This window comes from Lutispora sp. QWL-02 (assembly GCF_058315355.1).
Genome location: NZ_CM177762.1, coordinates 2449999 through 2475662 on the forward strand (window position 1 = coordinate 2449999; position 25664 = coordinate 2475662).

Annotated in this window: 21 protein-coding genes and 1 tRNA gene; 15 read left to right on the top strand and 7 right to left on the bottom strand. The window is 37.3% G+C overall.

All coding sequences use genetic code 11. From position 1 onward, the window contains the following. The first annotated feature begins 1 nt into the window (after position 1). A complete protein-coding gene (locus tag AC4HCY_RS11425) occupies positions 2-1378 on the top strand; it encodes a sensor histidine kinase (protein WP_491094298.1) in 1377 nt (458 codons plus the stop codon). Positions 1379-1486: 108 nt separating this feature from the next. Continuing rightward, complete coding sequence (locus tag AC4HCY_RS11430; RefSeq protein ID WP_323430460.1) at positions 1487-2056, top strand: GerMN domain-containing protein; 570 nt, start codon at positions 1487-1489, stop codon at positions 2054-2056. A 30-nt stretch (positions 2057-2086) separates the two neighbouring features. On the opposite strand, the gene AC4HCY_RS11435 is transcribed toward AC4HCY_RS11430, so the two are convergent. Next, positions 2087-3364: a glycoside hydrolase family 3 protein gene (locus tag AC4HCY_RS11435; RefSeq protein ID WP_491094299.1), complete on the bottom strand. Its 1278-nt coding sequence runs from the start codon at positions 3362-3364 to the stop codon at positions 2087-2089. Positions 3365-3496: 132 nt separating this feature from the next. On the opposite strand from AC4HCY_RS11435, the gene AC4HCY_RS11440 reads away from it, so the two are divergent. Both AC4HCY_RS11440 and cphA read left to right on the top strand, forming a co-directional pair. Beyond that, positions 3497-4357, top strand: coding sequence for a cyanophycinase (locus AC4HCY_RS11440; protein WP_323430458.1), 861 nt, complete (start codon positions 3497-3499; stop codon positions 4355-4357). After that, complete coding sequence (gene cphA / locus AC4HCY_RS11445) at positions 4354-6984, top strand: cyanophycin synthetase (RefSeq protein WP_491094300.1); 2631 nt, start codon at positions 4354-4356, stop codon at positions 6982-6984. Before AC4HCY_RS11440 ends, cphA begins: the two co-directional genes overlap by 4 nt. Before the next feature lie 45 nt (positions 6985-7029). Here cphA and AC4HCY_RS11450 read toward each other — a convergent pair whose 3' ends face one another. Genes AC4HCY_RS11450 through AC4HCY_RS11460 form a run of 3 tightly spaced genes read right to left on the bottom strand, consistent with a single transcriptional unit; the run spans position 7030 to position 10980 of the window. After that, positions 7030-8886, bottom strand: a complete 1857-nt coding sequence (locus tag AC4HCY_RS11450; protein ID WP_323430456.1) for a hypothetical protein — start codon at positions 8884-8886, stop codon at positions 7030-7032. A 23-nt stretch (positions 8887-8909) separates the two neighbouring features. Then, entirely contained in the window at positions 8910-10313 is a 1404-nt protein-coding gene (locus AC4HCY_RS11455; protein ID WP_323430455.1) for a sensor histidine kinase, read from the bottom strand. After that, complete coding sequence (locus AC4HCY_RS11460; RefSeq protein ID WP_323430454.1) at positions 10303-10980, bottom strand: response regulator transcription factor; 678 nt, start codon at positions 10978-10980, stop codon at positions 10303-10305. The genes AC4HCY_RS11455 and AC4HCY_RS11460 overlap by 11 nt, the downstream gene beginning before the upstream one ends. Positions 10981-11187: 207 nt before the next feature. Between AC4HCY_RS11460 and AC4HCY_RS11465 the strand changes: the two genes are divergently transcribed. From AC4HCY_RS11465 to AC4HCY_RS11475, 3 genes are all read left to right on the top strand, one after another. After that, positions 11188-11263, top strand: a tRNA-Ala gene (locus AC4HCY_RS11465). A gap of 216 nt (positions 11264-11479) precedes the next feature. Continuing rightward, positions 11480-12388, top strand: a complete 909-nt coding sequence (locus AC4HCY_RS11470) for a DUF2156 domain-containing protein (RefSeq protein WP_323430453.1) — start codon at positions 11480-11482, stop codon at positions 12386-12388. Continuing rightward, complete coding sequence (locus tag AC4HCY_RS11475) at positions 12385-12924, top strand: GNAT family N-acetyltransferase (protein ID WP_323430452.1); 540 nt, start codon at positions 12385-12387, stop codon at positions 12922-12924. The genes AC4HCY_RS11470 and AC4HCY_RS11475 overlap by 4 nt, the downstream gene beginning before the upstream one ends. A 15-nt stretch (positions 12925-12939) precedes the next feature. On the opposite strand, the gene AC4HCY_RS11480 is transcribed toward AC4HCY_RS11475, so the two are convergent. Together AC4HCY_RS11480 and AC4HCY_RS11485 are read right to left on the bottom strand one after the other, a co-directional pair. Beyond that, a complete protein-coding gene (locus AC4HCY_RS11480; RefSeq protein ID WP_491094301.1) occupies positions 12940-13188 on the bottom strand; it encodes a hypothetical protein in 249 nt (82 codons plus the stop codon). A 108-nt stretch (positions 13189-13296) separates the two neighbouring features. After that, a complete protein-coding gene (locus AC4HCY_RS11485; protein ID WP_491094302.1) occupies positions 13297-14385 on the bottom strand; it encodes a hypothetical protein in 1089 nt (362 codons plus the stop codon). A gap of 168 nt (positions 14386-14553) precedes the next feature. Between AC4HCY_RS11485 and AC4HCY_RS11490 the strand changes: the two genes are divergently transcribed. The 4 genes from AC4HCY_RS11490 to AC4HCY_RS11505 all read left to right on the top strand — a co-directional run bounded on the left by AC4HCY_RS11490 (position 14554) and on the right by AC4HCY_RS11505 (position 20753). Continuing rightward, positions 14554-16164: a peptide chain release factor 3 gene (locus tag AC4HCY_RS11490; protein ID WP_491094303.1), complete on the top strand. Its 1611-nt coding sequence runs from the start codon at positions 14554-14556 to the stop codon at positions 16162-16164. 345 nt (positions 16165-16509) lie between these two features. Further along, positions 16510-19167, top strand: a complete 2658-nt coding sequence (locus tag AC4HCY_RS11495; protein WP_491094304.1) for a cation-translocating P-type ATPase — start codon at positions 16510-16512, stop codon at positions 19165-19167. 85 nt (positions 19168-19252) lie between these two features. Further along, positions 19253-19993 carry a hypothetical protein gene (locus tag AC4HCY_RS11500; protein WP_491094305.1) on the top strand — a complete coding sequence of 247 codons (741 nt, stop codon included), beginning with the start codon at positions 19253-19255 and terminating at the stop codon, positions 19991-19993. A 4-nt stretch (positions 19994-19997) separates the two neighbouring features. Next, positions 19998-20753 (top strand): sulfite exporter TauE/SafE family protein, encoded by a 756-nt coding sequence (locus AC4HCY_RS11505; protein WP_323430446.1) that lies wholly within the window; start codon positions 19998-20000, stop codon positions 20751-20753. Here AC4HCY_RS11505 and AC4HCY_RS11510 read toward each other — a convergent pair. Continuing rightward, on the bottom strand, positions 20742-21704 hold the full coding sequence (locus AC4HCY_RS11510) for a hypothetical protein (protein ID WP_491094306.1): 963 nt from the start codon (positions 21702-21704) through the stop codon (positions 20742-20744). The genes AC4HCY_RS11505 and AC4HCY_RS11510 overlap by 12 nt on opposite strands. Before the next feature lie 143 nt (positions 21705-21847). Between AC4HCY_RS11510 and AC4HCY_RS11515 the strand changes: the two genes are divergently transcribed. The 4 genes from AC4HCY_RS11515 (at position 21848) to scfB (ending at position 25658) form a co-directional block, all read left to right on the top strand. Next, a complete protein-coding gene (locus AC4HCY_RS11515) occupies positions 21848-22543 on the top strand; it encodes a TIGR01906 family membrane protein (protein ID WP_491094307.1) in 696 nt (231 codons plus the stop codon). 16 nt (positions 22544-22559) lie between these two features. Continuing rightward, the gene (locus AC4HCY_RS11520; protein WP_323430443.1) at positions 22560-23111 is read left to right on the top strand and encodes a GerMN domain-containing protein; all 552 of its coding nucleotides are present in this window, start codon (positions 22560-22562) and stop codon (positions 23109-23111) included. Between the two features lie 24 nt (positions 23112-23135). Then, positions 23136-23999: an NAD(P)/FAD-dependent oxidoreductase gene (locus AC4HCY_RS11525; RefSeq protein ID WP_323430442.1), complete on the top strand. Its 864-nt coding sequence runs from the start codon at positions 23136-23138 to the stop codon at positions 23997-23999. A gap of 300 nt (positions 24000-24299) precedes the next feature. After that, a complete protein-coding gene (scfB, locus tag AC4HCY_RS11530) occupies positions 24300-25658 on the top strand; it encodes a thioether cross-link-forming SCIFF peptide maturase (RefSeq protein ID WP_491096112.1) in 1359 nt (452 codons plus the stop codon). Positions 25659-25664: the final 6 nt, after the last annotated feature.

Sequence of the window (25664 nt, forward strand, 5' to 3'; positions counted from 1 at the left end):
AATGCTTATTATATATAGCATAATAATAGTATCGGCATTTTCTTTCTTTGGTGTAGTTGTGTCAAGCAGCTATAAAAGTATAAGGATAAAGAATGAAGAGAATAGGTTATTTCAGACCGCAAATGTTGTAGCTGATACATATAGGACTAATAAAGAGGATCGGATATTTATCAGGGCAATGACAAAGAGCTATGGCAGGCAAGCTAATGCAAGAATACTTATATTGGATTCTCAGAAAAAGACTGTAGTAGACAGCCACAACTCTTATATCGGTAAGACTGTCGATAATGAAGAGATAAGAAGCAGCTTAGCTTCCAGACCAAATTCCGGCATTTACGAGCTTCAAGGTAAAGAGGTTTTGCAGTTATCAGTGCCCATAATGGCCCATTCAGCTAATGAGACGAAAATAGAAGGAGCTGTTCTTATATCGGCATCTTTAGAGGCTATAAGCCAAGACTTGAAGGATTTGAAGAATACGCTGCTCAAGTTTTCTGTTTCAGCCTTGTTGATCGCTTTAATATTTACCGTTATGGCTGCAAATAGTATAGCAAAACCGCTTAGCAGCTTGACGAATGCTGTGGAAAAGGTTTCATCAGGGTATTTGGGCTATAAGGTTGAAGACAGAGAAAGCGGAGAAATAGGAAAATTGATTAAGTCATTTAATGAAATGAGCGGAAAGCTGAAGCAAATAGAGAACAACCGCAAAAGCTTCATAAACAGCATATCACATGAATTGAAAACCCCGATAACAGCCATAAGAGCTCTTATAGAATCATTATCCTTGGGAAACAGCAGCCTGGAAGTCTATAAAGAATATCTAGAGGATATAAATGATGAAGCCAAAAGGATGGGGCAGCTTGTCGACTATTTGCTTAGCTCAATTAAGCTTGAGGATATCAGCTTAGATCTCAAGGAAGAAGATCTAGCGGAAATAATAGAAGATGCGGTTAAACTGATAAAGCCTTATGCGGAAAAAAATGGTGTTGATGTTGAGGTAAATGGCATTACTAGCGTGAGGACAATATGTGACAGGAACAAAGTTAAAGAAGCATTGCTGAATCTTCTTGATAACTCAGTAAAATATAAAGATCCGTATAAAAAACAAAATAATATCATGATCAGCTTGGTTAAAAATAAGAATGAAGCGTGTTTGGTCGTAGAGGATAATGGTATGGGTATACGAGAGGAATATCTATCAAATATTTTCAATAGGGGCTTTAGAGTTCTGGATGCTGAAATAGCAGCAAATTCAAGAGCACAAGGCTATGGTATAGGCCTCGCCATCGTTAAAAATATTACTGAAAAGCACAATTGGCAGATAGCGGCAGAGAGCAATTACGGGTCAGACAGCAAATTCATTATAACTATACCCTTATAATTAGTTTATAAATATTTCTGCAAATCTTAATAATTCCTTAACATCTGTTTATTTTATCTTAAAAAATAAGCTGTATAATTATATTGAATAGAGAGAGGGGGTAATGTTATGAAAAAATATATATTAATATTTCTAGTCATAGTGATGGTTTTGAGTTTGGCCGCTTGCAGCAGCTTTGATAAGAAACCTTCCGAAACTGATGAAAAGCCGGGCACTGATGTAATTGTAGAACCTTCTCCCAAAACTGATGAAAAGGAAGCAGCATTATACTTTGCGAACAAAAAGTATGTGGAAACAGGCGATGAGAAGCTAGAAAAGCTTATTTCAGAAAAGCGGATTGTGAAATATGGGGATATATCTTTAGAAGAAGCTGTTGTCAGAGAACTGATGAAAGGACCCGAAAGCTCTGAACTTGCTACAGAAATCCCATCAAGCGCTAAGCTGATAAGTGTCGAGCTAGCCGATGGCACAGCTTTTGTAAACTTTGCTCAAGAAGGTTTGTACGGAGGCTCTTTGCAGGAGACCTTTACCATCAGTCAGATAGTTAATAGTTTAATGGAGCTGGGAAGTATAAAAAGAGTCCAATTTATGATTGACGGGAAAAAGGCAGAAACTCTTATGGGCCATATTTATACTATGGGTGCTTTTGAAGAAAAGGTAGAATTCTTTACGGATTAAGATGAAGAAGAAAACAGTGTGGTATGCTCCTCACTGTTTTCTTCTTTCTTTCACTTCTTTTAGAAGTTGCTGGTTTCCTCCATCGGTAAACAATTTGTAAGCATCATCATAGTTTAGATCCATCTTATCTGAAATGTTATATTTTTTCTTTACTTTGATAATCCTTCTAAGTGACTCGTTGATGCGTTCTTCTGAAATCAATCCGTTGGCGGCGCCTTCTTTAAAAGCTTTCAGAACCTTGTCCTGAACTTCCTTTGTATGACCTATTACAAATATATCTGCGCCTGCATTAAAGGACTCTATTACTGATTCCGCAACAGATTGATCGCCTTCCATGAAACCATACATTTCGATCTCATCGGTTATTGCAAGGCCTTGGAACCCTAACTCGTTTCTTAAAATATCAGTTAGAAAAACTTTAGATTTTGTAGCAGGTTTTCCCGATTCATCAATTTTAGGAAAAGCAAGATGTCCTATCATTATTGCATCTATTCCTTCTTCTATAGCATTTTTGAATGGAAGAAGCTCTCTGGATTCCAAAAGGCTGCGATCAATATCAATTATCGGGAGTTTGCTGTGAGAGTCAACCTTGGTATTGCCATGGCCCGGAAAATGCTTTGCTACCGCAATTATTTTTTCTGAAGCCAGACCTTTGATAAATGAAATCCCATGGCTGGACACCCTATCAGCATCCGTTCCATAAGCTCTCACCTTTAATAATTCATTATCCTTAATGCTTAAAATATCAAGCACCGGCGCAAAATTCAAGTTAATACCAGAGGCATAAAGCTGCTTTCCAACCACTTTTCCGGATTTTTCAGTCAATGCCGTATCATTAATCCTGCCGAAGATCTTTGCGTCAGGTATGGTAGTTCCATCTTCAGGCATCCTGGATACTGTGCTGCCTTCTTCATCGACAGATATGAAAAGCGGAAGAGGATTACCATTATTCCAATCCTTTAGTTTGGAGTTCAATTCATATAGCTCCTTGAAGCTGTCGTAATTTCTCTTGAAGAGAATGAAGCCGCCGACTTTATTGTCTTTTATGAAGCTCATCAATGTTTGAAACTTTGTATCTTCAGGAAAGCCAATTATTACAAGCTGTCCTATTTTTTCATCCAGAGTCATATTGCTTATGAGCTTATCCTCATAAGCCAGTTCCGGCTGTTCTTCATTGTCAGCTTCACTTGGGGGCGAAGGCGGTATCTCTGGCTGGATATCCTTATCAGATTTATTTAAATTTTGGCAGGATATAAGTAGAACCATTGTTGATAGTAATACGATTATTGCTATAATTTTTTTCATCATTCAGTACCTCATCAATATTTTATTTGGCATTTCATCATTTTAATCCTTTTAATCCTTATATGATTTTAATTGATTGTATATTATTTTGCAAATTAGAAAAAATATACTTATCTTGAAAAAGGGAGTGTGGATATGCCGGGCTTGAAACGCGGCACCTTGGTGATCATCGGCGGTGCCGAGGATAAGACAACAGATATGCAAATATTAAAAATTGTATATAGATTATCTGGAGGGGATAATGGTACTGTTGCCGTGGTGACTACTGCGACAAGCAGTCCATATGAAGCGGAAAAAGAATATAATGATATATTTAAAAGCTTGGGCAGCAAAGCTGTATATGGCATAAACGTATCAAATAGAGCCCAAGCGGATGATAGGCGGTTGATAAAGCAAATCAGAGAATGTGATTGCATTTTTTTTGTTGGAGGAGACCAGCTTAGAATATCAAGCATATTAGGAGGGACTGAATTTCACAAAGCGATTCTGGAAGGCCTTAATAATGGCAAGGTCATAGCCGGTACCAGTGCAGGCGCATCCATGATGAGCCAGGTTATGGTAGTCGAAGGTCGAGATGATGAAGCTCCAAGGAAATGCACATTGAAAATGGCACCGGGAATGGGTTTGCTTCAAGGTGTTATTATTGATCAGCATTTCAATCAGAGGGGCAGGATTGGAAGGCTTCTGGCGGCTGTAGCGCAAAACCCGGGAGTCATAGGAATCGGTATAGATGAAGATACGGCGGCTATAGTTAATAGTGAGCTCAATCTCAAGGTAGCTGGGTCTGGTGTGGTAACAGTAGTTGATGGGAGAGAGATAACTTTCACGAACACTTCAGAGCAGTATGCTGAGGAGCCTTTAGCTATTACAAATGTAAAAATTCATGTCTTTCCGGAAGGTTATGGGTTTAATCTGGTTACAAAACAGGGAATAATACAAAAAGATGAAGAAGAAGCTGAAGATAATAACTTAAAAACTGAGGAGGATAAAAAGTGAAAATCATAAGCAGCTATGCTTACCCCGGAAGAAATATTTACAGTCATAAACCTGTTGTTAAAATGGTGGTAGATCTAGATGAGCACTATGACACCCCCACAAAAGCCATCAATGGTTTAAATGATGCTTTATTAAAGGTTCTTCCTGGGTTGGGAAGGCACAATTGTTCTAAAGGACATGAGGGCGGCTTTGCTGAGAGGCTTAAGGAAGGCACATATATGGCTCATGTTATAGAACATATGGCTATTGAGATACAAAACCTTTTAGGTTATGATATAGCATACGGCAAAACTATCAGAAGCGATAGTATGAATGTTTACAATGTAGTTTACGGATATATCAATGAATTAGCCGGCATAGAATCCGGCAGAATTGCTGTTGATTTGCTGAACAGTATTATCGCCTGCCAGGATTTCAATTTTGAAAGCGAAATGAAGATTCTTAAGAGCAAGTGTGTTCAATCAGATATCGGAGTAAGCACATCAATGATAAAAAAAGAAGCAGAAAAAAAGGGAATACCGGTAATGAAAATTGGAGATGGGAGCTTACTCCAGTTAGGGTATGGGAAGAACAGCAGGAGGATACAAGCCACATTATCGGATAATTCCACATGTATAGCGGTCGATACGGCTTGCAATAAAACCCTGGCTAAAAGTATAATGGCTGAATACGGCATACCTGTTCCTGAAGGCAAAATCGTAAGAAGTGAGAATGAGCTGCTGCAATACTGCATGAGCATAGGCTTCCCGGTTGTAATAAAACCCAATTTCGGCAGCCATGGAATTGGTGTATCAATAAATCTAAAAACTCCTGAGGAGGCGTTGGAGGCCTATAAGATAGCTTGTGAATACGAAGACACAATACTTGTTGAAAAGTTTATCAAAGGCAATCATTACAGGCTCTTGGTTGTTGGAGATAAAGTGGTTGCGGCTTCACTGCGTATCGCTGCCCATGTAATAGGTGATGGAGAAAGTACAATAGCAGAGCTCATAGATAGAGAAAATAGGGAAAATCCGCTGAGAGGAGAAGACCATGAGAAGCCATTGACCAAAATAGTTGTAGATAAGGTGGTTCAGGCATATTTAAAAAAGCAGCATAAGAGTTTAGACTATATTCCTGATGAAGGCGAAAAGATTTTTTTAAGAGAAAATGATAATCTAAGCACTGGCGGTATAGCAATAGATGTTACCGAAGATGTTCATCCGGAGAATTTAAAGATGGCAGTAACAGCAGCTCAGGTTATCGGATTAGACATTGCCGGTGTTGATATCACTGTAAGTGATATCGGGGTTCCCCTTACAAAGGCAGAGGGAGCTGTTATAGAAATCAATGCTGCACCAGGAATAAGAATGCATCATTTTCCCAGCTATGGCAAAGGAAGAAATGTTGCAGGTGAAATAGTCAACCTATTATGCTCAGGGAAAAGGAAAATGAGCGTTCCGGTAATTTCTGTCACAGGCACCAACGGAAAAACTACTACTGTAAGAATGATTTCCCACATACTAAGGGGCACAAGCAATGATGTGGGAATGACCACCACAGATGGGGTATATTACAACGGCGAATGCATAAGGCATGGAGACAATACCGGACCGATAAGTGCCAGAGCTGTTTTGATGGATAAACGTGTGGACTATGCTGTATTGGAAACAGCCAGGGGTGGGATAATAAACAGAGGTCTGGGATATGATTTGGCAGATGTAGGCGTGATAACAAATATACAAGAAGACCATTTAGGTATAGATGGAGTATATGACATGGAGGATTTAGCTTTTGTTAAAGCTCTTGTAATTGAGGCTGTGAAAAAAAATGGTTATGCTGTGCTCAATGCTGACGATGAGTATTGTATGGTGATCAAGGAAAGGGTAAAATCCCAGCTTATATTATTCTCCGCAAAAGCTGATAACAAGTATCTGCAAGAGCATATAAACCGCGGCGGTATTGCTTTCTTTTCAGACGAAAAGGCAATATACTTCAATGATGGGCATCAATCAAGAATACTGATTAGCCTGGATGAAATACCTGTAACCATAGGAGGCGTTCTTAAGCATAATATATATAATGCTCTGGCTGCTTCTTCAGGGGCTTATGGACTGGGCGTAGAGCCGGAAGATATAGTGAGAGGGCTTACTTCCTTCAAATGTGATGAAAAAGATAATCCGGGACGTTTTAACCAATTTGATGTAAGAGGAGTTAAAGTCGTTATAGATTATGGACATAACATAGATGGTTACAAGCATGTTTTGAATTCGCTCAAGGAGATGAAGAAAAGAAAGCTGATAGGCGTTATTGGCGTACCTGGAGACCGCACAGATTCAAGCACTTTGGCTATTGGTGAAATGAGCGGGAACTGCTTCGATAAAATCTATATAAAAGAAGATAAGGACAAGAGGGGGAGAAAAGCCGGGGAAATAGCGGACCTGCTTAAGCAGGGATGTCGACTGGGTATGATCGCAGAGTCGGAAATAACTATAGAACTATCTGAGGAGAAGGCCTTTGAAATGGCCATTGCTAATGCAGAACCAGGGGATATAGTGGTTGTATTCTATGAGGAATATGAACCACTCCTTCGGGTTATTGAAAAGATGAGAAATTCATATGAAAAAACAGGGCTTATCATTGCATGATAAGCCCTCTAAAACTCAGCTTTTTAATACTGAATGAAGCCTCGTTCAATAAAGCTGAGAAATACTGAGAGGATCTGCATCCCAGGATTTTATTATAAATTTATCTCTGTTTTTTCTTGACAGTACAATCTTATACCTGATTATGTTTTTGCCTTCTTTTATTATTATTTTTGTACGTGCTTCTGTAGATGAACTTGGAGATTCGGCGCGATGCGGATCACTCATCGCCCATAGCTCTGTCTCACCGATTTCAAAGGAAATTTTGCTTCTATTGTTGATTAAGTTTTCAACTATATTCCTATTGTTTTTTACAAAATCACTATCCTCCGTTTGATCCCAATAGCTTAATGCTTTTGCTGCGTTACCTGACAAAATGTCGTTTATATGCTTTTGTATTGCAGCTCTTATTTCAGAAATCTCACTGGATTCAGGATGGGTGGAAAAGCCCGTAATAAACCAATCCTTATCGTTTTTTACCAACTCAATTGAGTTAATAAAGAAACGTCCGATGTTGATCGAAGCCTTATTGCTTTTAATTGTAATGCTGTCAAAGCTTAATGAAGGAGGAATGTAAGACTCTTTTTGAAAATTCGGCAAAGGAGTATTAAATCGCTTAAAATCTGTTAATTTGTTGTTAAGAGCTTCTTGTGGTATTGGGTAGGTTGTGTTTGTATATATATTCTTAGCTTGAATTTCATATTCCTCATAGCTGCCATTGAAATCATAATCCAGAAGGAACATGTTCAAAATAACAGACTTGATCTTTGATAAATTTTCATCGTCTGTTCTATATATATTTTCAGTAACCTTAAAGGATTCAAGATCTAGATTTATTGAATTTTCACTGTAATTGCTTATAAAATGAAGCTTATCCTCAGCAGGACTCAAATAGTAGGATGGTGTGCATAGAGGGAAAGACTTCTTTACCATATTACTGGGATTTATTTTCACCAGAAGGTACCTGTCGTCATCGTGAAAATTAGAGTTCAGTGTTGTATATATTACTTCGCCCGTCGATTTTAATATGCTTGCACAATATATAGGCCCGTTTTCAATTGTCTTACTTTCCAGGGTCTTCAAGTTTACGATTTTTAATCCTTGCATCAGGTCTATGGTGTAAATTAAATTTGAGCTGTCGGAATCCATATAATACCCGTCGGCTATTTGTGTAAAGGTTTTATTATCAAAGTTATACAAGGCAATTATGTTATCATACCTATTATTCTTCATTTCAGCAATATAAGTATTATGGCTATAACTCATCTTTATAAATGGAGTATAGCTGTCTGCGGCGATAGAAAGAAATTCCTTTGAAGCAATGTCGAAGACCATCCTGTTGTCGAACATCAATCTTTTAGAATCACGGGACCAGCTTATACTATTAAACTGCCGGTAGTTGTATTTTTCTAATATTTTTTGAAGCTGCTCATTTTCAACGTTATAAATATAAACGCTGTCTTCGCCATCTATGAAAGCCCACTGCTTTCCTTCATTATCGAATTGGAAGCTTTTTATGGACATAAATTTGCCCAAATCTTTCTCAGTGCTATTGGACACATTGATAGCAAATAGTTCAATATACTGCATCATCTTGCCTACTATTACCATGCTATTTTTTGTGTCAGCTTTTTCGCTTTGGATATTCTTATAGCCGATAACAGTACTGTAATCAGGAGTAATAGCTATAGGGATAATATCTTTGGATATTTTGCTTATAGCTTCTCTATTTTTTTCAATGATGGCTTTTTGAGATATAGCTTCAAATTGCCAATCTTTGATATTAGCAGATGAATTGCTCTTATCTTTATCATTATTTTCAAGTATGACCAGCTCATTCTCTCTAATAGCACAAGAAGAAAGTAATGCTGTAAAACATAACAAAACTATAACTAATTTTTTCATGCGGCATCCCCCTGTTTTAGCAATTATAACCTTATTATAACCTGAGTGCCTTCTCCCCTATGGCTTATAAGCTCAATGCGGGCTCCGTGCTTATCAATTATTTCCTTGACAATGGAAAGTCCGAGACCCCATCCTTCTATGCTGCTGTTTCTTGACTTATCTCCTTTATAATAGGGCTCAAATATATTTTCAAGAGTATCAGGGTCTATTCCCACACCATAGTCTTTTATTATCAATTCAATACCGTCCTTGCTCTCAAGTGTTATATCTATCTTTGACGTATCACTGTACTTAATGCTGTTATCCAGGATGTTGATTATCACCTGCTTAAAAAGGTCAGGATCAACAAAAACGGATAAATTCTGAAGCTTCAAATCCAGGCTGATATTATATCTTCCAAGCTTATAATGTATAGAATCGCATACTTCTTCAAGCAAAGCTTTCAGATTCGTTTCCGATTTGTTTATTTGAAAATCATATCGCTTCAGGCGTGATAGTTCCAACAGCCTCTCAACCATATTCAACATTCTTTTGCCTTCTGATGTAATATGAAACAGGCTCTTATCTTTAACTTCTATGCTGTCGGTTTTCCATAGCAGTTCAGAATATCCTAATATTGTAGTAAGGGGAGTTCTGATCTCATGAGTAAAATTATCAAAAAAGCTCTTTTGTTTTTCTTTTTCATCCTTCAGCTCATGAATCATATTTCTCAAGCTGTCTGCCATGGAATTGAAGTTCTCGCCAAGCTCGCCAACTTCATCATTGCTTTTTACCTCTACCTTTTGGTGAAGATCTCCCTTTGAAAGAAGCTTTGCGGTTTCTGTCAAATCTTTGATGGGCCTGATTATTCTATCAGAAATAAAATTGCTGAACACCACTGAAAAAAAAGCTGCTAATAAGCCTGTTATGATAAACATATTGATGTTGTTTTTTTTCATATTATCTGCATCCGACAAATCATATATAAATGCCAGAGAGTAGTTATATCTGCCATCAATATTTACAGGTGTAGCATAATAGAGGGTTCTTGTTTTATTCTTTGTTATGATGTAAGCTTTGTTGCCTTTAAAAGTTTCCGACACTTCAGGCCTTATATTTTTGTTATTGTCCGTTATATCCTCTGAATCTCCAAGAAGCTTATTTCCATAAAAAATTTGCACTCTGCATTTTATGTTTTTGTTGAGGTAAGAGCAAAGATATGAGGAATCACTTTCCATAATGCTCGGTACCTCAAAAATATTACCTGCTTTGCTAAGAATGTATTGCTCCACATATATGGTGCTGTTATCGCCCTGGCTCTTTAGATAATTTAATATATTTGAAAGGTTATAATTATCAGATATCTTAATTATTATCGGCCCCAGTATTGTGAGCATGATAAGCAGAGCGGCAATATTTAAAGCCAGTATTTTAAATTTAAGCTTCATAATTCACCTCAAATTTATATCCAATAGAAAACACTGTTTTGATGAAAACACTGTAATCACCAAGCTTTCTTCTGAGGCGCTGAATATGCATATCCACTGTCCTGCTGTCTCCCATATATTCATAACCCCATACGGATTCAAGTATATTTTCTCTTGAAAATACTTTTCTTTGGTTTTCAATGAATAAAAGAAGCAAATCATATTCTTTGGGTGTAAGAAAAACTTCTCGCTCGTCTATATGAACCTTTCTTTCTATGAGATTAATAGAAATCGGGCCGGCAGCTATAGAGGATTCGTCCTTGCTGCTGTATTTATTCACCCTTCTTAAGACGGTTTTAATTCTGGCAATTAATTCTCTATTATCAAATGGCTTTGTAATGTAATCGTCCGCTCCAAGCTCCAGTCCGCAAAGCTTGTCCTTGATGGAATTTCTCGCAGTAAGGAGTATTATGGGAATATTGAGCTTTTGAAGAGCTTTGCATACTTGGAATCCATCTAAGCCCGGCATCATGATATCCAATAAAATCAAGTCAGGATTTTGAGATTTAGCGATTTTGATAGCGTCAAAACCATTGTTGCAGGATATAGATTCAAAGCCTTCAAGCTGAAGGTTGAGGTTTATTAAATCTACTATAGCCGGCTCATCATCAACAACTAAAATTTTCAAAATGTCACCTGCCTTCATGTGTTTATATATATGATAATCAATGCTTATATAGAAATTGTAACATTTATTCAAAAGAATTTCATTTATATTTGATCCGATTGTGCTACAATTGTTTATAAAAAAGTGGAATTTTGCATAAAACAGTTGCAAAATTTTATTAAATAATTTATTATATATAGTGTTACGGCAGTTTGCCTAATAAAAATTGGGGGTATAGCTCAGCTGGGAGAGCGCTTGAATGGCATTCAAGAGGTCAGCGGTTCGATCCCGCTTATCTCCACCAAAAGACGATAAAGGGGCTGTTTCAAAATTTGATTTTGCAGCAGCTCTTGTTTTATACCTTATCTTGTCAATTATATGATACATAGGCAAGACGGATGCAAGAGCCTTTCACTAATAAGATGGTGGAAGGCTCATTATATTGTTGGATTAAGCAGATGATGATATAATAATATTAAAAGTTGCTTACAACTAATAAATGGAGTTAAGGGTGATAATTTTGCTTCAATTTAAAACGCTGGAGTTAGGCGATAAAGAGGTATTTATAAAACATTTGGGAGATTATGATTTTAATACCTATGAATACTCATTTCTGAATCTGTACCTTTGGAGAAAATATTGCAATGTAGAATATGCTATCCTGGAGGATTCGCTTATAATTAAAAAGACCGAGGAAGGCAAGGGGACTGTTTTCATGCAGCCAATCGGATACTCTGAAGAAAATTTGGAAGCTATCATTTCTAAATTGGCGGAGTATAAAGAGAAAAGAGGCGGTATGAAATTTTTATTTTCAGACATCGAAGAACCTTTTTTAAAAAAGCTTAAGGAAAAGTATGGGGACGCTGTGCAATACTATGAGGACGTTAAAAATTTTGATTATATCTATGAAGCAGACAAGTTGATAAAGTTGAATGGTGATAAGCTGAGGAAAAGAAAAAGTCAATACAACCATTTTGTGAGCAGTTACGCTTACAATGTAAAGGATATTCATGAAGATAAGGTTATAAAGGATTGTATTGATTTTTCTCAAGAATGGTTCAACGGCCAGTCCGGCAATCATCAACTGGAGTGCGAGGTTGAAGGAATAAAGGATATCCTTTATAATTTAAAAGATTTAAACGGGCTTGGAATGGCTGTATATGTCAATGATGTTATAACAGGCTTCACCATCGGCGAGATTGTAAATAAAAATATGGCTATAATACATATTGAAAAAGGAGACACGAGCTATAACGGAATTTATGCTTTTATAAACAGAACCTTTGCTGAGCTTTATCTGAAGGACATAGTATACATTAACAGAGAAGAAGATATAGGAATCCCTGGGCTTAGACGAGCAAAACTGGCTTATGACCCCATAAAGCTTGAAAAAAAATTTATTGTTGATATACGGAGAGAATTGCAATGAGGAATATGCTTATAGGCGATAATATAAGGCTTGGCTCTCTGAATGCGTCGGATATGGAATATGTTTCATCCTGGTTTAATGATGTTGAATTTTTAAGATATTATGATATGGTCCCTGCCATTCCTAAATCCCAAAAAGATATGCTGAAGCTTTTGGAATACTATGAGAGTTCTGAGGATAAGCAGATATTTGCAGTTAGGCTGATCCATTCCAATACCATCATAGGCATCGCAGGCTTTGACGATATACTATGGTCGAATGGAGTTGCAACTACTTTTATTGGAATAGGCAGCAAGGAGAGCAAAGGAAAGGGCTTGGGCAAAGAGACTATGAGATTGCTGCTGGATTTCGGATTCAATGAGTTAAATTTTCATAGAATCCAATTGAATGTGATCAGCTATAATAGTACCGCTATAAGCTTGTATGAGAGCGTAGGTTTTAAAAAGGAAGGGACTTACAGGGAATTTATCTATAGAGACGGAAAAAGATATGATTTATATTTATATGGAATTTTAAAAGAAGAGTATGCCGGATAAATCCGGTATACTCTTCTAAATATCTTCAATTTTTTTAAAATAATAGACTCTTATTTTGCACTCTTTACAAATGGCTGTAAACTTTATTTCACTATCTACACAATCAGGAGTCTTGCTTGCGCTGATAACCCCCAAATCGCTGCCAAAGCATAAAGGGCATACATTTTTGCCGTCTATAAACGCTGCTTCACGTTTAAACTTTTTAAGCTTTGCTTTATTTGTCGCTATATGTATTTTTTCGTCTGACCATTTTGCTTTCATCATTTCACCTTATCCGTTTCATAAATATATACATCAAGATTTTATCACAAATATTGTGAAAAGCGCTACCAAAAAAGGAGAGCACTTTTTTAGTGCTCCCAAAGGCGGTATTTATAATCTGCACATGTTTTTAATTTTTTCGATGGTGCTGTTTCTCAGATCAGACATTCTCTTAAAATCCATGCTTTCGATATAATATCTCTCCAGCTCATCGTGAAGAAGCTTAGCGTCTTGAATCCTTACTATAGCTTCATCAATAAGGCCATTCATAAGCTTTTCATTCTTTTCCAGGTATTCTTTATCGTTTTTAGGAAGATTTCTATTTTTATTATCATTCAGATCTATAATTTTATTTGCATTATTTCTAAGCTTTCCATCATTTGTGATCACCAGGCCCAACTCGTTAACTATCATTGTTTCTATCCTTTCCGGATTTAGTGGCTGATGAAAGACCTCCACATCATAACCCTTCAATATAAGGTCTGAAGACAATGAGTTGAACAGATTTGTGGCAGCAGCAAGATATCGCCCTTTTATATAGTGGCAGGTATATTCTTTTGGTACTGCGTTTTCGATAAAGTCAACTCTTCCTGATGAATTGATTGATGAATGAAACAAATGTCTTATTTCTGAATGCTTGTGAACAGATGCAAGAGGCTCAAGTATAGATTGCTTGTAATTGATCAGGGCATTATTAAAGCTTGCCCAATCAAACTCATCACCTGTCAGAGCCTCCAAGTCATCCTGGACCTCTTTTGCTGCATTAAGGAATCTGTATGACGAAGCATATAGCTTCTTTAATTCCTTATTGCAGTTCAGTATTGCCTTCCTATTCCTTTCAATGCCTTCATTATCCCAGTATTCTCCCAGGTTAATTATTTCATCTACTACAGCCGGGTATTTAGGATCGGTAGTATGTGGGGCGGTGCCATCCATTACAGCAATGTTAAATGGGACTATACGAATTCCATCCAGAGAATCGTTATCTGAAGAGCAATGGTGAAGTTCCACATCAAGACCCATACTTGCAAATTCATTTGCAATTTTTTTTAAAAAAGTTGATTTGCCTGTCCCCGGTCCGCCTTTTAAGATAAATAATTTTTCCGGAATTCCCGGTACAACATATTCATAATAAGAATGAAAGCCTTTGTAGGTGTTGGCACCTAAGAAGAATTCTCTGACATGACCTTGTTTTTGCATAACACACCTCCATGAAAGCTTATACTTTAATATATTCTTGCTATTATTATATGTGACTCTGAGGCTTTTAAATATATTTCAATTGACAGAGTTTTTTGTGTCATGTAAAATTAATTTGTTCTAAATGGAAATGATATAAGAGATGATTTTGGAGAGAGGTTAAGATAAATGGGATATGCGGATGAAAAAACAATGAAAGAAATAGGAAGGCGAAGAACCTTTGCTATAATATCTCATCCTGATGCGGGCAAGACGACGCTTACAGAAAAGCTTCTTTTATACGGAGGCGCCATAAGGTTGGCAGGTTCGGTAAAATCAAGAAAAACCGAAAGATATGCTGTATCAGATTGGATGGAGATCGAAAAGCAGAGGGGCATATCGGTTACCTCAAGTGCAATGCAATTTGAATATAACGGTTATTGCATCAATATACTTGATACACCCGGGCATCAGGATTTTAGTGAAGATACTTATAGAACCCTTATGGCTGCCGATAGTGCAGTCATGATCATTGACCATGCAAAGGGCGTTGAGGAACAAACAAAGAAACTCTTTCAGGTATGCAGAAAGAGGGGTATACCCATATTTACCTTCATAAACAAGCTTGACAGAGAAGGTCTTGACCCTTTTGAACTCATGGAAGAAATTGAAACAGTACTAGGTATTCAATCATACCCTATGAATTGGCCTGTCAGGTTAGGCGGCAGCTTTCTCGGGGTATATGATAGAAAAGCGATGCATATGGAGGTTTTCTCCGGCGGTGACCATGGCCAAAGCCTGGTGTCTTCGGTAAAGAGGTCTGTTGAAGATCAAGTTTTCAGCGATTTGCTGGGCGACGATGCTCATAATAAGCTTATTGAAGATATCAGCCTTTTAGATATGGCCGGAGATGCCTTTGAAATGAATAAAGTGCTGAAGGGCGAGATGACTCCTATATTCTTCGGAAGCGCTATGACTAATTTTGGTGTCGAGAATTTTTTGCAGGAGTTTTTGAAGATGAGCACTCCTCCGATGCCAAGGGGGTCTGATGTCGGCGAGATCGATGCGGAAAGCGATTTCTTTTCCGGCTTTATTTTTAAAATACAAGCCAATATGAATCCTACTCATAGAGATAGGATAGCATTTTTAAGAATTTGTTCAGGCAAGTTTACAAAAGGCATGAATGTAAATCATGTACAGGCCGGAAAGCAGGTAAAGCTTGCTCAGCCTCAGCAATTTCTTGCACAGGATAGAGAAATCGTTGAAGAAGCATATGCAGGGGATATCATTGGCGTATTTGATCCGGGCATATTCAGAATAGGGGATACCCTATGCGAAAAGAATCCTCAATTTAGGTTTGAGGGCATACCGGTCTTTGCTCCGGAACATTTTGCAAGGGTCTATATCAAAAATTCTTTGAAAAGGAAGCAATTTATTAAAGGCATAGACCAATTATCTGAGGAAGGTGCAATACAGGTTTTTCATGAGAAGGACTCTATGGCTCAGGAATTAATTATTGGAGTAGTAGGGATTCTTCAGCTGGAAGTGCTGGAATATAGGCTGAAAAACGAGTACGGAGCAGAGATAACTATTGAGCATTTGCCGTTCAAATATATAAGATGGATAGAGTCGGAAGGCTTTAATCCAGAAAAAGCAAGATTGACATTGGACACTAAAATACTATGGGATAGTTATGATAATCCGGTTTTGGTATTCCAAAATGAATGGTCTATAAGGACGGTAGAGGAGAGAAACAAAGATTTAGTTTTATCAGATATGTTTAGCCTTAAAACCTGGTGACGGATGTATTTGATTTGATACCTATTGACATTGCTTCAGCCATTATATAAAATGATATTAATCAAAACGTATATATTTAAAGGGAGTAGCACCACCTTGCTTTACTGCCAACAATCTCGGAAAAGCGATATTGCTTTTTCTGGCTGTGAAGGTCCTTCCGGATGTGCAAGACTTTTAATATGCATATGCATATTAAAAGTCTTTTTTTATTGAAAATACAGGAGGATCAAATATTAAGACATAAGAACACTAATTATAGAAAAAATAATAAGGTACGACAGCGGGTTTTATAATTTCAATTAAATTATAGAAGGCAAACAAAATTAACTAGAGAGGTGTATAATTATGTGGTTTTCAAAATCTCAACAAGAAGCTTTGAAAGAACTCAATGTAGATCCAACTGCCGGACTTTCCAGTAAAGAGGCAAAAGCAAGGCTTGAAAAGTATGGTGAAAATAAGCTTAAGGGAAAGCCTAAGAAGAGCTTAATTTCTCTGTTTTTTTCACAGCTTAAGGATATGCTGATATATGTTCTTTTAGGTGCAGTAGTCATAACAATAGCGATTGGAGAGCATGTAGATGCTGTAATAATCCTATTGGTTATTATTTTAAATGCAGTAATAGGAGTCGTGCAGGAATATAAAGCTGAAAAGGCGATAGAAGCACTGCAAAAAATGACTGCGCCAAAATCTCTTGTGAGGCGTGACGGAGAGATTGAAGAAATCAGCTCAGAGCAAATAGTGCCCGGGGATATTGTGATCATTGATGCAGGCAGATATATACCTGCGGATCTAAGGCTGATACAGAGCGTAAACCTTCAGATCGAGGAATCTGCTCTGACAGGTGAATCTGTTCCGACAAGCAAGGATGCAAATGATATTCATACAGACCCGAAAACTCCCATAGGAGACAAGTCAAATATGGCTTTTATGTCCACTCTTGCCACATATGGCAGAGGCGAAGGCTTAGTCGTAGCAACAGCTATGGAAACAGAAATAGGAAAGATAGCCAAGATACTTGATGAAGACAATGACGAAATGACCCCTTTACAAAGAAGGTTAGATGAGCTTGGCAGGATTCTCGGCTTTATAGCCATCGGAATATGTGCATTGATATTCGCAATCGCCCTGTTTCAGAAGAGAGATCTGTTTGAGATGTTCTTGACTGCAATAAGCTTAGCTGTTGCGGCAATTCCTGAAGGTCTCGCCGCTATAGTTGCTATAGTGCTGGCACTCGGAGTTACCAGAATGTCAAAGATAAACGCAATTGTCAAGAAGCTTCCGGCAGTCGAAACATTGGGTTCGGTTAATATTATATGCTCTGATAAAACGGGGACCCTTACACAAAACAAGATGACTGTAGTAAAATATTATACGCTTAACAATCTAAAGCATGTATCTGCTGGAGAAACCGGCTTTAAGGCTTTTAAGGATGAAGCTGAATTGATTAAATCATTCGTTTTGTGTTCAGATGCTACATATGAAAATGGTAAAGGAACAGGAGACCCTACTGAAATAGCTCTGGTCGTATTAGGTGATAAATATAATCTTCCCCAAAAAGACTTGAACTTAAGGCATAAAAGGCTTGATGAAAACCCATTTGACTCGGATAGAAAGTTAATGTCTACCTTAAATGCAGAAGAAAACGTATATAGAGTTCATACTAAGGGAGCATTGGACAACATTTTGAAGATTTCAACCAGTGCTCTGGTAGATGGCAAAGTAGTCCCGCTAACTGAAGAAATGAAGGACAGTTACCTTAAAGCAGCTGAAGAAATGTCGGATGATGCACTGCGAGTGCTTGGCGCTGCCTTTAAAGATGCTGATAGAATTATAGCTCCGGAAGAAATGGAGAAAGATTTGACTGTCATTGGCTTTGTTGGCATGATAGATCCTCCAAGGATGGAGGTCAAGGATTCTATAAAAGATGCTAAGCAAGCCGGAATAACTCCAGTAATGATTACCGGCGATCATAGAAATACAGCAGTCGCAATCGCTAAGGAGCTGGGGATTGCAGATTCTATTGGCCAGAGCTTAACGGGTGCTGAAATAGACGAATTGTCTGATGAGGAATTTTCAAAAAGGATAAATGACTATAAAGTATTTGCACGTGTATCGCCTGAACACAAGGTAAAGATAGTAAAGGCATATAAATCACAAGGAAATATAGTATCTATGACCGGCGATGGTGTTAACGACGCTCCTTCATTGAAATATGCTGATATAGGTGTTGCAATGGGCATTACCGGCACAGATGTTTCTAAAGGCGCCAGCGATATGATATTAACGGATGATAACTTTACTACAATAGTTCATGCTATTGAAGAAGGCAGGAACATATATAACAACATAAAGAAGTCCGTTATCTTCCTGTTATCCTGCAACCTGGGAGAAGTTATTACAGTGTTTGCATCCATTTTGTTTTTCTGGCCTGTACCTTTGCTGCCTACACAAATATTATGGATAAATCTGATAACTGATTCGTTGCCGGCTATAGCACTGGGTATCGACCCGGGCGATAAGGATGTTATGAAAAAGAAGCCGAGAAATCCTAAGGAGAGCTTTTTCGCTGATGGTGCAGGGGTGAGAGCTGTTATCGGCGGTACATTAATAGGCATTCTGACATTGGCAGCATTCTATTTTGGCCTGACCGAGTATGGATACAGCCTTGGTTCAAAGAATATACCCGAGGAAGTATTAACTTATGCCAGAACAATGGCCTTTGTCGTACTTGCAGGTACTCAGCTGTTTTATTCATTGTCAATGAGAAATCCAACTAAATCGATATTAAAGATTGGTTTATTCTCTAATATGTACTTGATAGGGGCAATAATTGTCGGGCTTATTCTCCAGTTCGGAGTTATTTCCATACCGGTTCTTGCAAGCGCATTTAGTGTTCATAACTTAAGTCTGAGGGACTGGGGATTGGTTATATTATTTGCTTTGATTCCGCTGACAGTTAATGAGATTATTAAAATATTTATGAGAAGGGATAGCATGGAATAGAAATAGTATTCAGATATAATCATTCTTTTTCATCCCAAAATAATATATAATGAAATAGTTGTATAATATTTTGGGATGTGTTTTTATGTTTCCATTTACCCATATCTGGTTTAGTCAAAGGGTATTAGGTTATTCAAATAATATGACGGTTTTGGGAGCGATATTTCCCGATGCACTGGTTTCAGCCAAATTGAACTACGAAGCTACGCATAAAATCGGCTGGCATATTTTTGATTATTTTTATAAAGAAAAGCCTGAGCTTTGGGATTTTATTAAGTCCGGCGTAACTCACACTGTATATCCCAGGGGCTTGGATTTCTATGGAGATGAAGAATATAAAGGCTCAAAGGGCTTTTGCTTTCAAAAGGCTATCGAGATTGTGGAAGAGGTTATAGATGCCTGCAATATACCTGAAGAGTATGGACTATGGAAGGCACATAACTTTATCGAGATGGCTGTCGAATTAAATATATTGAATAAAAATAATAAGCTTCCGATGCTATTGGAGAATGCCTTGAAAGATACCGAACTTATTAAAGAAACAGAATTTATCCTGGAAAAATTTTATGAGCTTGAACCGGGAATTTTGAGGAACAGCTTTGTTAGATTTGAGAGTTTTGTTTATAAAGAGAGTGTAGACAGCTTTATTCTATCGATTAATTACGATCAACATATGAAAAATAGGCATGGCATCAGCATCGATATAGATAAAGCTTCAAAGATAATCGATAAAGCTGAGCTTATAATAAGCAAGGACTATGCTGAATTTTTTGAAATCACTGAGAAAAAAGTAGAAGAAATGTTGCAGAAAAGATTGGAGTTATAAAATAATGAATATGGGATTTTTACTGTTTATATGCACTGCCGGATTTATCGCTGCCTTTGTTGATTCAATAGCCGGGGGTGGCGGTATAATAAGCATACCAGCCCTCATGGCAGCCGGCATGCCGCCGCACATTGCTTTAGGAACAAATAAACTTGGAGCATCATTTGGTGCCTTTGCCAGTACCTTGACATTTTTTAAATCAAAAAAGATTTACTTCCCATTGATAAAATGCTTAATGCCTTTTACTCTTATAGGGGCTATACTGGGAGTCAAAACAGTTCTGGGCATAGATGAGCAGAAGCTGCAATTGGTCATACTGATACTTACATTTGTTATAGCATTACATACATTTATAAAGAAAGATTTCGGCAGCCATAATGATTTCAGAGGTCTCACCAAAAAGAATATCTTTATTGGGATCATCCTTGCCGCTTCTCTTGGATTTTATGACGGCTTATTTGGACCAGGGACAGGCTCTTTCTTGATCTTTGCTTTCATAAGCATTTATAAGTTTGATTTTTCTGTAAGTGCAGGCAATGGAAAAACTTTAAACTTTATAAGCAATATAGCATCCTTGGCAGTATTTGCAATAAATGATTCTATAGACTATCATACAGCCATTCCCCTTGCGGCATCTATGGTTTTGGGTGCATTAATGGGAACAAGGATTGCAATAAAGAACGGGGCTAAAGTAATAAAACCTATTTTTATTACCATAGCCTTAGCTCTTACTATTAAAATGTTTGGTTCACTTTTTTAGGCTTTGAACCATTTCATCAATAATTTTTAAAAGTACTTCAGACTTTGCGTCGATTATAGTTTTGTTTTTGCCCTCTATTGATTTCTTTAGATCATTTAAAGCAAATTCGAATTTATTCATCAGCTCGGATGAACTTTTTTTGAGTTTGGGTTTTGCTACGGACCAAACATTTATCAAATATTCAAGTGCGGGTTTCATAGAATTATAATCATCTTTTTCAGCCACCAGTTTTACTTTTTTAATCCCATATCTTAATCTGTCCAAATCTGGCGGCTCCTTTGTTTTATAGAGCTCATAGAAATCAGGAAGGGTCTTATACAATGAATTGACTGAAAGCAAATTTATATATTCATCTTTTGACTGTATAGTATCGGTTAAATTATTTAATGCATTTTCAAAATCTTCCATGGATTTTTGAGGCGCCAAAGCAACAACAGCCTTTGGCTCAAAGGAATTCCATTTTTCATGGAGCCCCAGCACATCCTTTTTCAAGCTCTCAAATTTCTCTAGAGTTTCTTTATCTTTTTTTGCAAGCTCTTCCTGCAATTTAGCCTTTTCCTGTTGTTTTTGATATTCTGCAAGTTCTTCCGGCTTCATCTGTATCTGAATCTGCTCCTGACCCATGCTTCCCTGCTGCTGACCCTGCTGTTGGCTTTGCTGTCCCTGTTGCCCTCCTTGTCCTTGCTGCTGTCCCTGTCCGCCGCCTGACTGTGATGATATTATTCCTTGTTTTGCTCTCTTTTTTTCTTCATGCATAGACATCAAAGCTTTTTCTATATCTTCAATACTTTTCTTTAATTCTTCCAGCTCCTTGGGTGGCTCTTTCTCCTCATCCTCGTTCGAAGCCTCAGGGGAGGGCTTTAATTGCGGGGTACAGGATGCAAGGCCGCCAAGCGATGCGATTATAAGCAAAATGGCAATGGCTTTATATAAAATGCGTCTTTTATTCAAAAAAATCACCTCATCTTTATTATTTCCTGTGGTTTGATTAATATTTGATAAAAAATAAACAAGATAAAAATGTTTGGATTTATGATATAATTTGGTTTATAAGGCAATGAAAATTTTAAGAAATTCAGCAAGGAGCATCTTTTATGTTAAACAAAGCTTTGAGAAATATCTCATATATTATATTAGCTTTAGCTTTGCCGCTTTTTATTCTGCTTACTTCAACAGAAATTGCAGCATTCGATATTAATTATTATAGGGCTGAATATGAAAAATATAATATTTCAGAAAACTTGGCTATTGAGCAAAAAGATTTAATGGATTCGACTTCAAAGCTGCTGAATTATCTTAGAGACAACAGAAAAGATCTGGATTTTCAGACAATGGTAAATGGTATAGAACAGGAATTTTTCAGTGCTAGGGATAAGCTGCACATGGTTGATGTAAAGAATCTGTTTATTATTGGACGCAATATCAGAAATGGTATTTTGATTTTATTACTGTTTATAATATTAATGCTTAAATATAATAAAACGATAAGCTTTGATTTAGGGAAAGCTTTGCTGATGTCATCAATAGCCGGTGTATTACCTATAGCTTTATTGATTATTTTAATCAATATTGATTTTTATAAGTACTTTACGATTTTTCACGAAATATTCTTTACCAATGATCTATGGCTTCTAGACCCTAATGCCGACAGACTTGTTAATATTTTCCCCGAAGGTTTTTTTTCGGATATTGCCTTTAGAATAATAACATATTATTTGACTGCTCAGTTTATTTTGTTTATACTTTCTATTGTGCTTAAATACATAAAAAAACATGCTGATGCAAGATGATGGAGGCTAAATTATTATGAAAAGATTTTTGATTATTTTGCTTATAATTATTTTTGGTATTGCAGGCTGCAGTGCTCCTAAAAAGGGCACTTCTCCAATAGATGATACGGTCGACAATACCGTTGAAACAGTTGAACCCGATACTGTAGAAAAAGAAATTGTGTTATATTTCGCCAATTCACAGGCTCAATTTGTTGTGCCTGAATATCGCACTGTTAAAGCAGATAAAGATATGACTGAAGAAGATTTTGCGAAATTGGTGTTGGAAGAATTGATAAAGGGTCCCAATGAAGAGAATCTATATAAAACAATACCCAGTGATGTTAAAGTTTTGAATGTTGAGATACAGGAAGACACTATTCTTGTTGACTTTTCAAAAGAAATGTATACAAAGCATTGGGGGGGAGCAGCAGGAGAAGATATGACGATCAGCTCTCTGGTGAATACAATGACTGAGCTGAAGGGTATCAAAAAGGTGCTGCTTAGCGTTGAAGGTATGGCGCTCAACATTGAACATGTAATAGTAGATGAGCCGTTAGAGCGGATGGAGGATAAAATATATAGATAATTTTAATGGATGGAGGTATTGTCAATGTTTGATTCAGCGATCATTGGCGGAGGCCCTGCTGCTATGTCTGCAGCTCTGAATCTCAAAATTCGAAAAAAAAGCTTTATAATGCTTGCAGGCAATGAAAAGGTTACCGGCTTGAGCAAGGCTCCAAGCATAGATAATTATTTAGGAATAAGCAGCATAAGCGGGGCAGAGCTTTTATCGAGCTTTGAAAAGCACATGCGTGGTATGAAAATTGAAAAGAAGAACGAAATGGCCTACAACATACTTAATATGGGAGATTACTTTACAATAAATGCAGGGAACAATTTTTACGATGCAAAGACGCTGATCATAGCTACAGGAAAGGCGAAGAACAGTTTAATCGAAGGAGAAGAGAGATATCTTGGAATGGGTGTGGGATACTGCGCTACCTGTGATGGTCCGTTGTATAAGAATAAGGCTGTTGCTATAGTGTCTGAAAACGAAGAAGGAGAGGAAGAAGCAAGGTTCTTAAGTGAGATATGCTCCAAAGTATACTATTTGCCTCTTTATAAAACAAGCTTCGAAGAAATTAATGGTATTAAAGTCATAGAAGCAAAACCAATATCAGTTATTGGAAATGAAAATAGAGTTACATCACTTTCTACTTCTAAGGGAAATATAGATGTGGATGCAGTATTTTTTATCAGGAATGTTCTGCCTGTAAATCAATTACTAGAAGGCCTTGAACTCGAGGATGGTTCAATAAAGGTTGACAGGCTGATGACAACAAGTATTCCCGGGGTTTATGCCTGCGGTGATTGTGCCGGCAAACCCTTTCAGATTTCTAAAGCGGTTGGAGAAGGAAGCACTGCAGCTTTAAGCGCTGTTAAATATCTTGATTCAAATTTGGAGGTGAAATGATGATAGACAAAAGAATGATAATAGATGATATCTTGTTTAAATATCCGGATTTGGAATATATTTTTAAAAATTTTGGGATTAAATGCTTTGGCTGAGGCGGAGCATTGTATATGTCTGTTGAGCAGGCTGCCCAACGATATGGTATAGATTCAGATGAGCTCACAAAAGAATTGAATGAAGCCATACCCCAATAATATTTCCGCCCTGCGGGGCGGTTTTTGTATGTCCTTCAGGTTTGACAGCAGATTCAATATGATATAGAATTATTAATGGTAATTTTGATGGAGAGGACTAATATTGATGATACACAAATATAAGATGAATGGACTAAATATTGTTTTGGACGTAAACAGCGGCTCTGTTCATGTAGTGGAAGATATAATCTATGATATTTTGGACATGTTAACAGATCCCTTTGAAGCCAATCTTGTAAAAAGACTTGAGGATAAATATGATGGCAAAGAGATTAAAGAGGCGTTAGCAGAGGTCATAAAGCTTAAGGATGAAGGCTTGCTTTTCTCTGATGATACATATAGAGATATGGTCTTATCAAGAAAGAATGATTTCCAAGTTAAAGCGATATGTCTTAACATTGCTCATGATTGCAATATAAGATGCGGCTATTGCTTTGCGTCGACGGGAGACTACCATGGTGGAAGAAAGCTGATGCCACTCGAGGTGGCAAAGAAAGCTATAGATTTTTTGATCCTTAACTCAGGAAATCGGAAAAGACTTGAAGTTGACTTCTTTGGCGGAGAGCCAATGCTTAATTTTGAAGTGGTAAAGGCCACTATAGGATATGCAAGAGAAAAGGAAAAAGAATTTGGCAAGCGTATAGGATTTACTATGACAACAAACGCAACATTATTGGATGATGCATCAATAGAGTACTTGAATGAGAATATGGATAATGTGGTTCTCAGCATAGATGGCAGAAAAAATATAAATGATGGTATGAGAAAAACTATAAATGGCAAAGGAACTTATGATATAATTTTGCCAAAGATAAAAAAGTTTTTAGAAAAAAGGGGAGATAAAAGTCATTACATCAGAGGCACATTTACTGCTTACAACCTTGATTTTGTAAATGATGTGCTTGCCTTGGCCGACGAAGGTTTTAAGGAAATTTCTATAGAGCCGGTTATCGCTTCTCCCGATATGGACTATGCTCTGAAAGAAGAGCATCTGGATACAATAATGAAGGAATATGAAAAGCTTGTGGTGAAGATGATAGAATACGAGAAGCAGGGCAAGAGCTTCAGATTCTATCATTATCTGGTAGATCTGGACGGAGGCCCCTGCGTATACAAAAAAGTGGCTTCATGTGGTGCAGGCCATGAATATTTCGCTGTTACTCCCGATGGCGATCTGTATCCCTGCCATCAATTTGTAGGCAGAGATGGGTATAAGATGGGTGATGTTTATACAGGAATCAATGATGGAGAGCTTCAGGATAGTTTTTCAAACAATTCGGTATATCATAAGGAAAAATGCAGCGGATGCTGGGCAAAGTTTTATTGCAGCGGCGGCTGCCAGGCCAATGCAGATGCATTCTGCGGAGATTTAAAAGTGCCTTATGAACTGGAATGCAAATTACAGCGCAAAAGAATAGAGTGCGCAATAATGCTAAATGCATATTATTCAACAATAGAAAATTAATTTTAG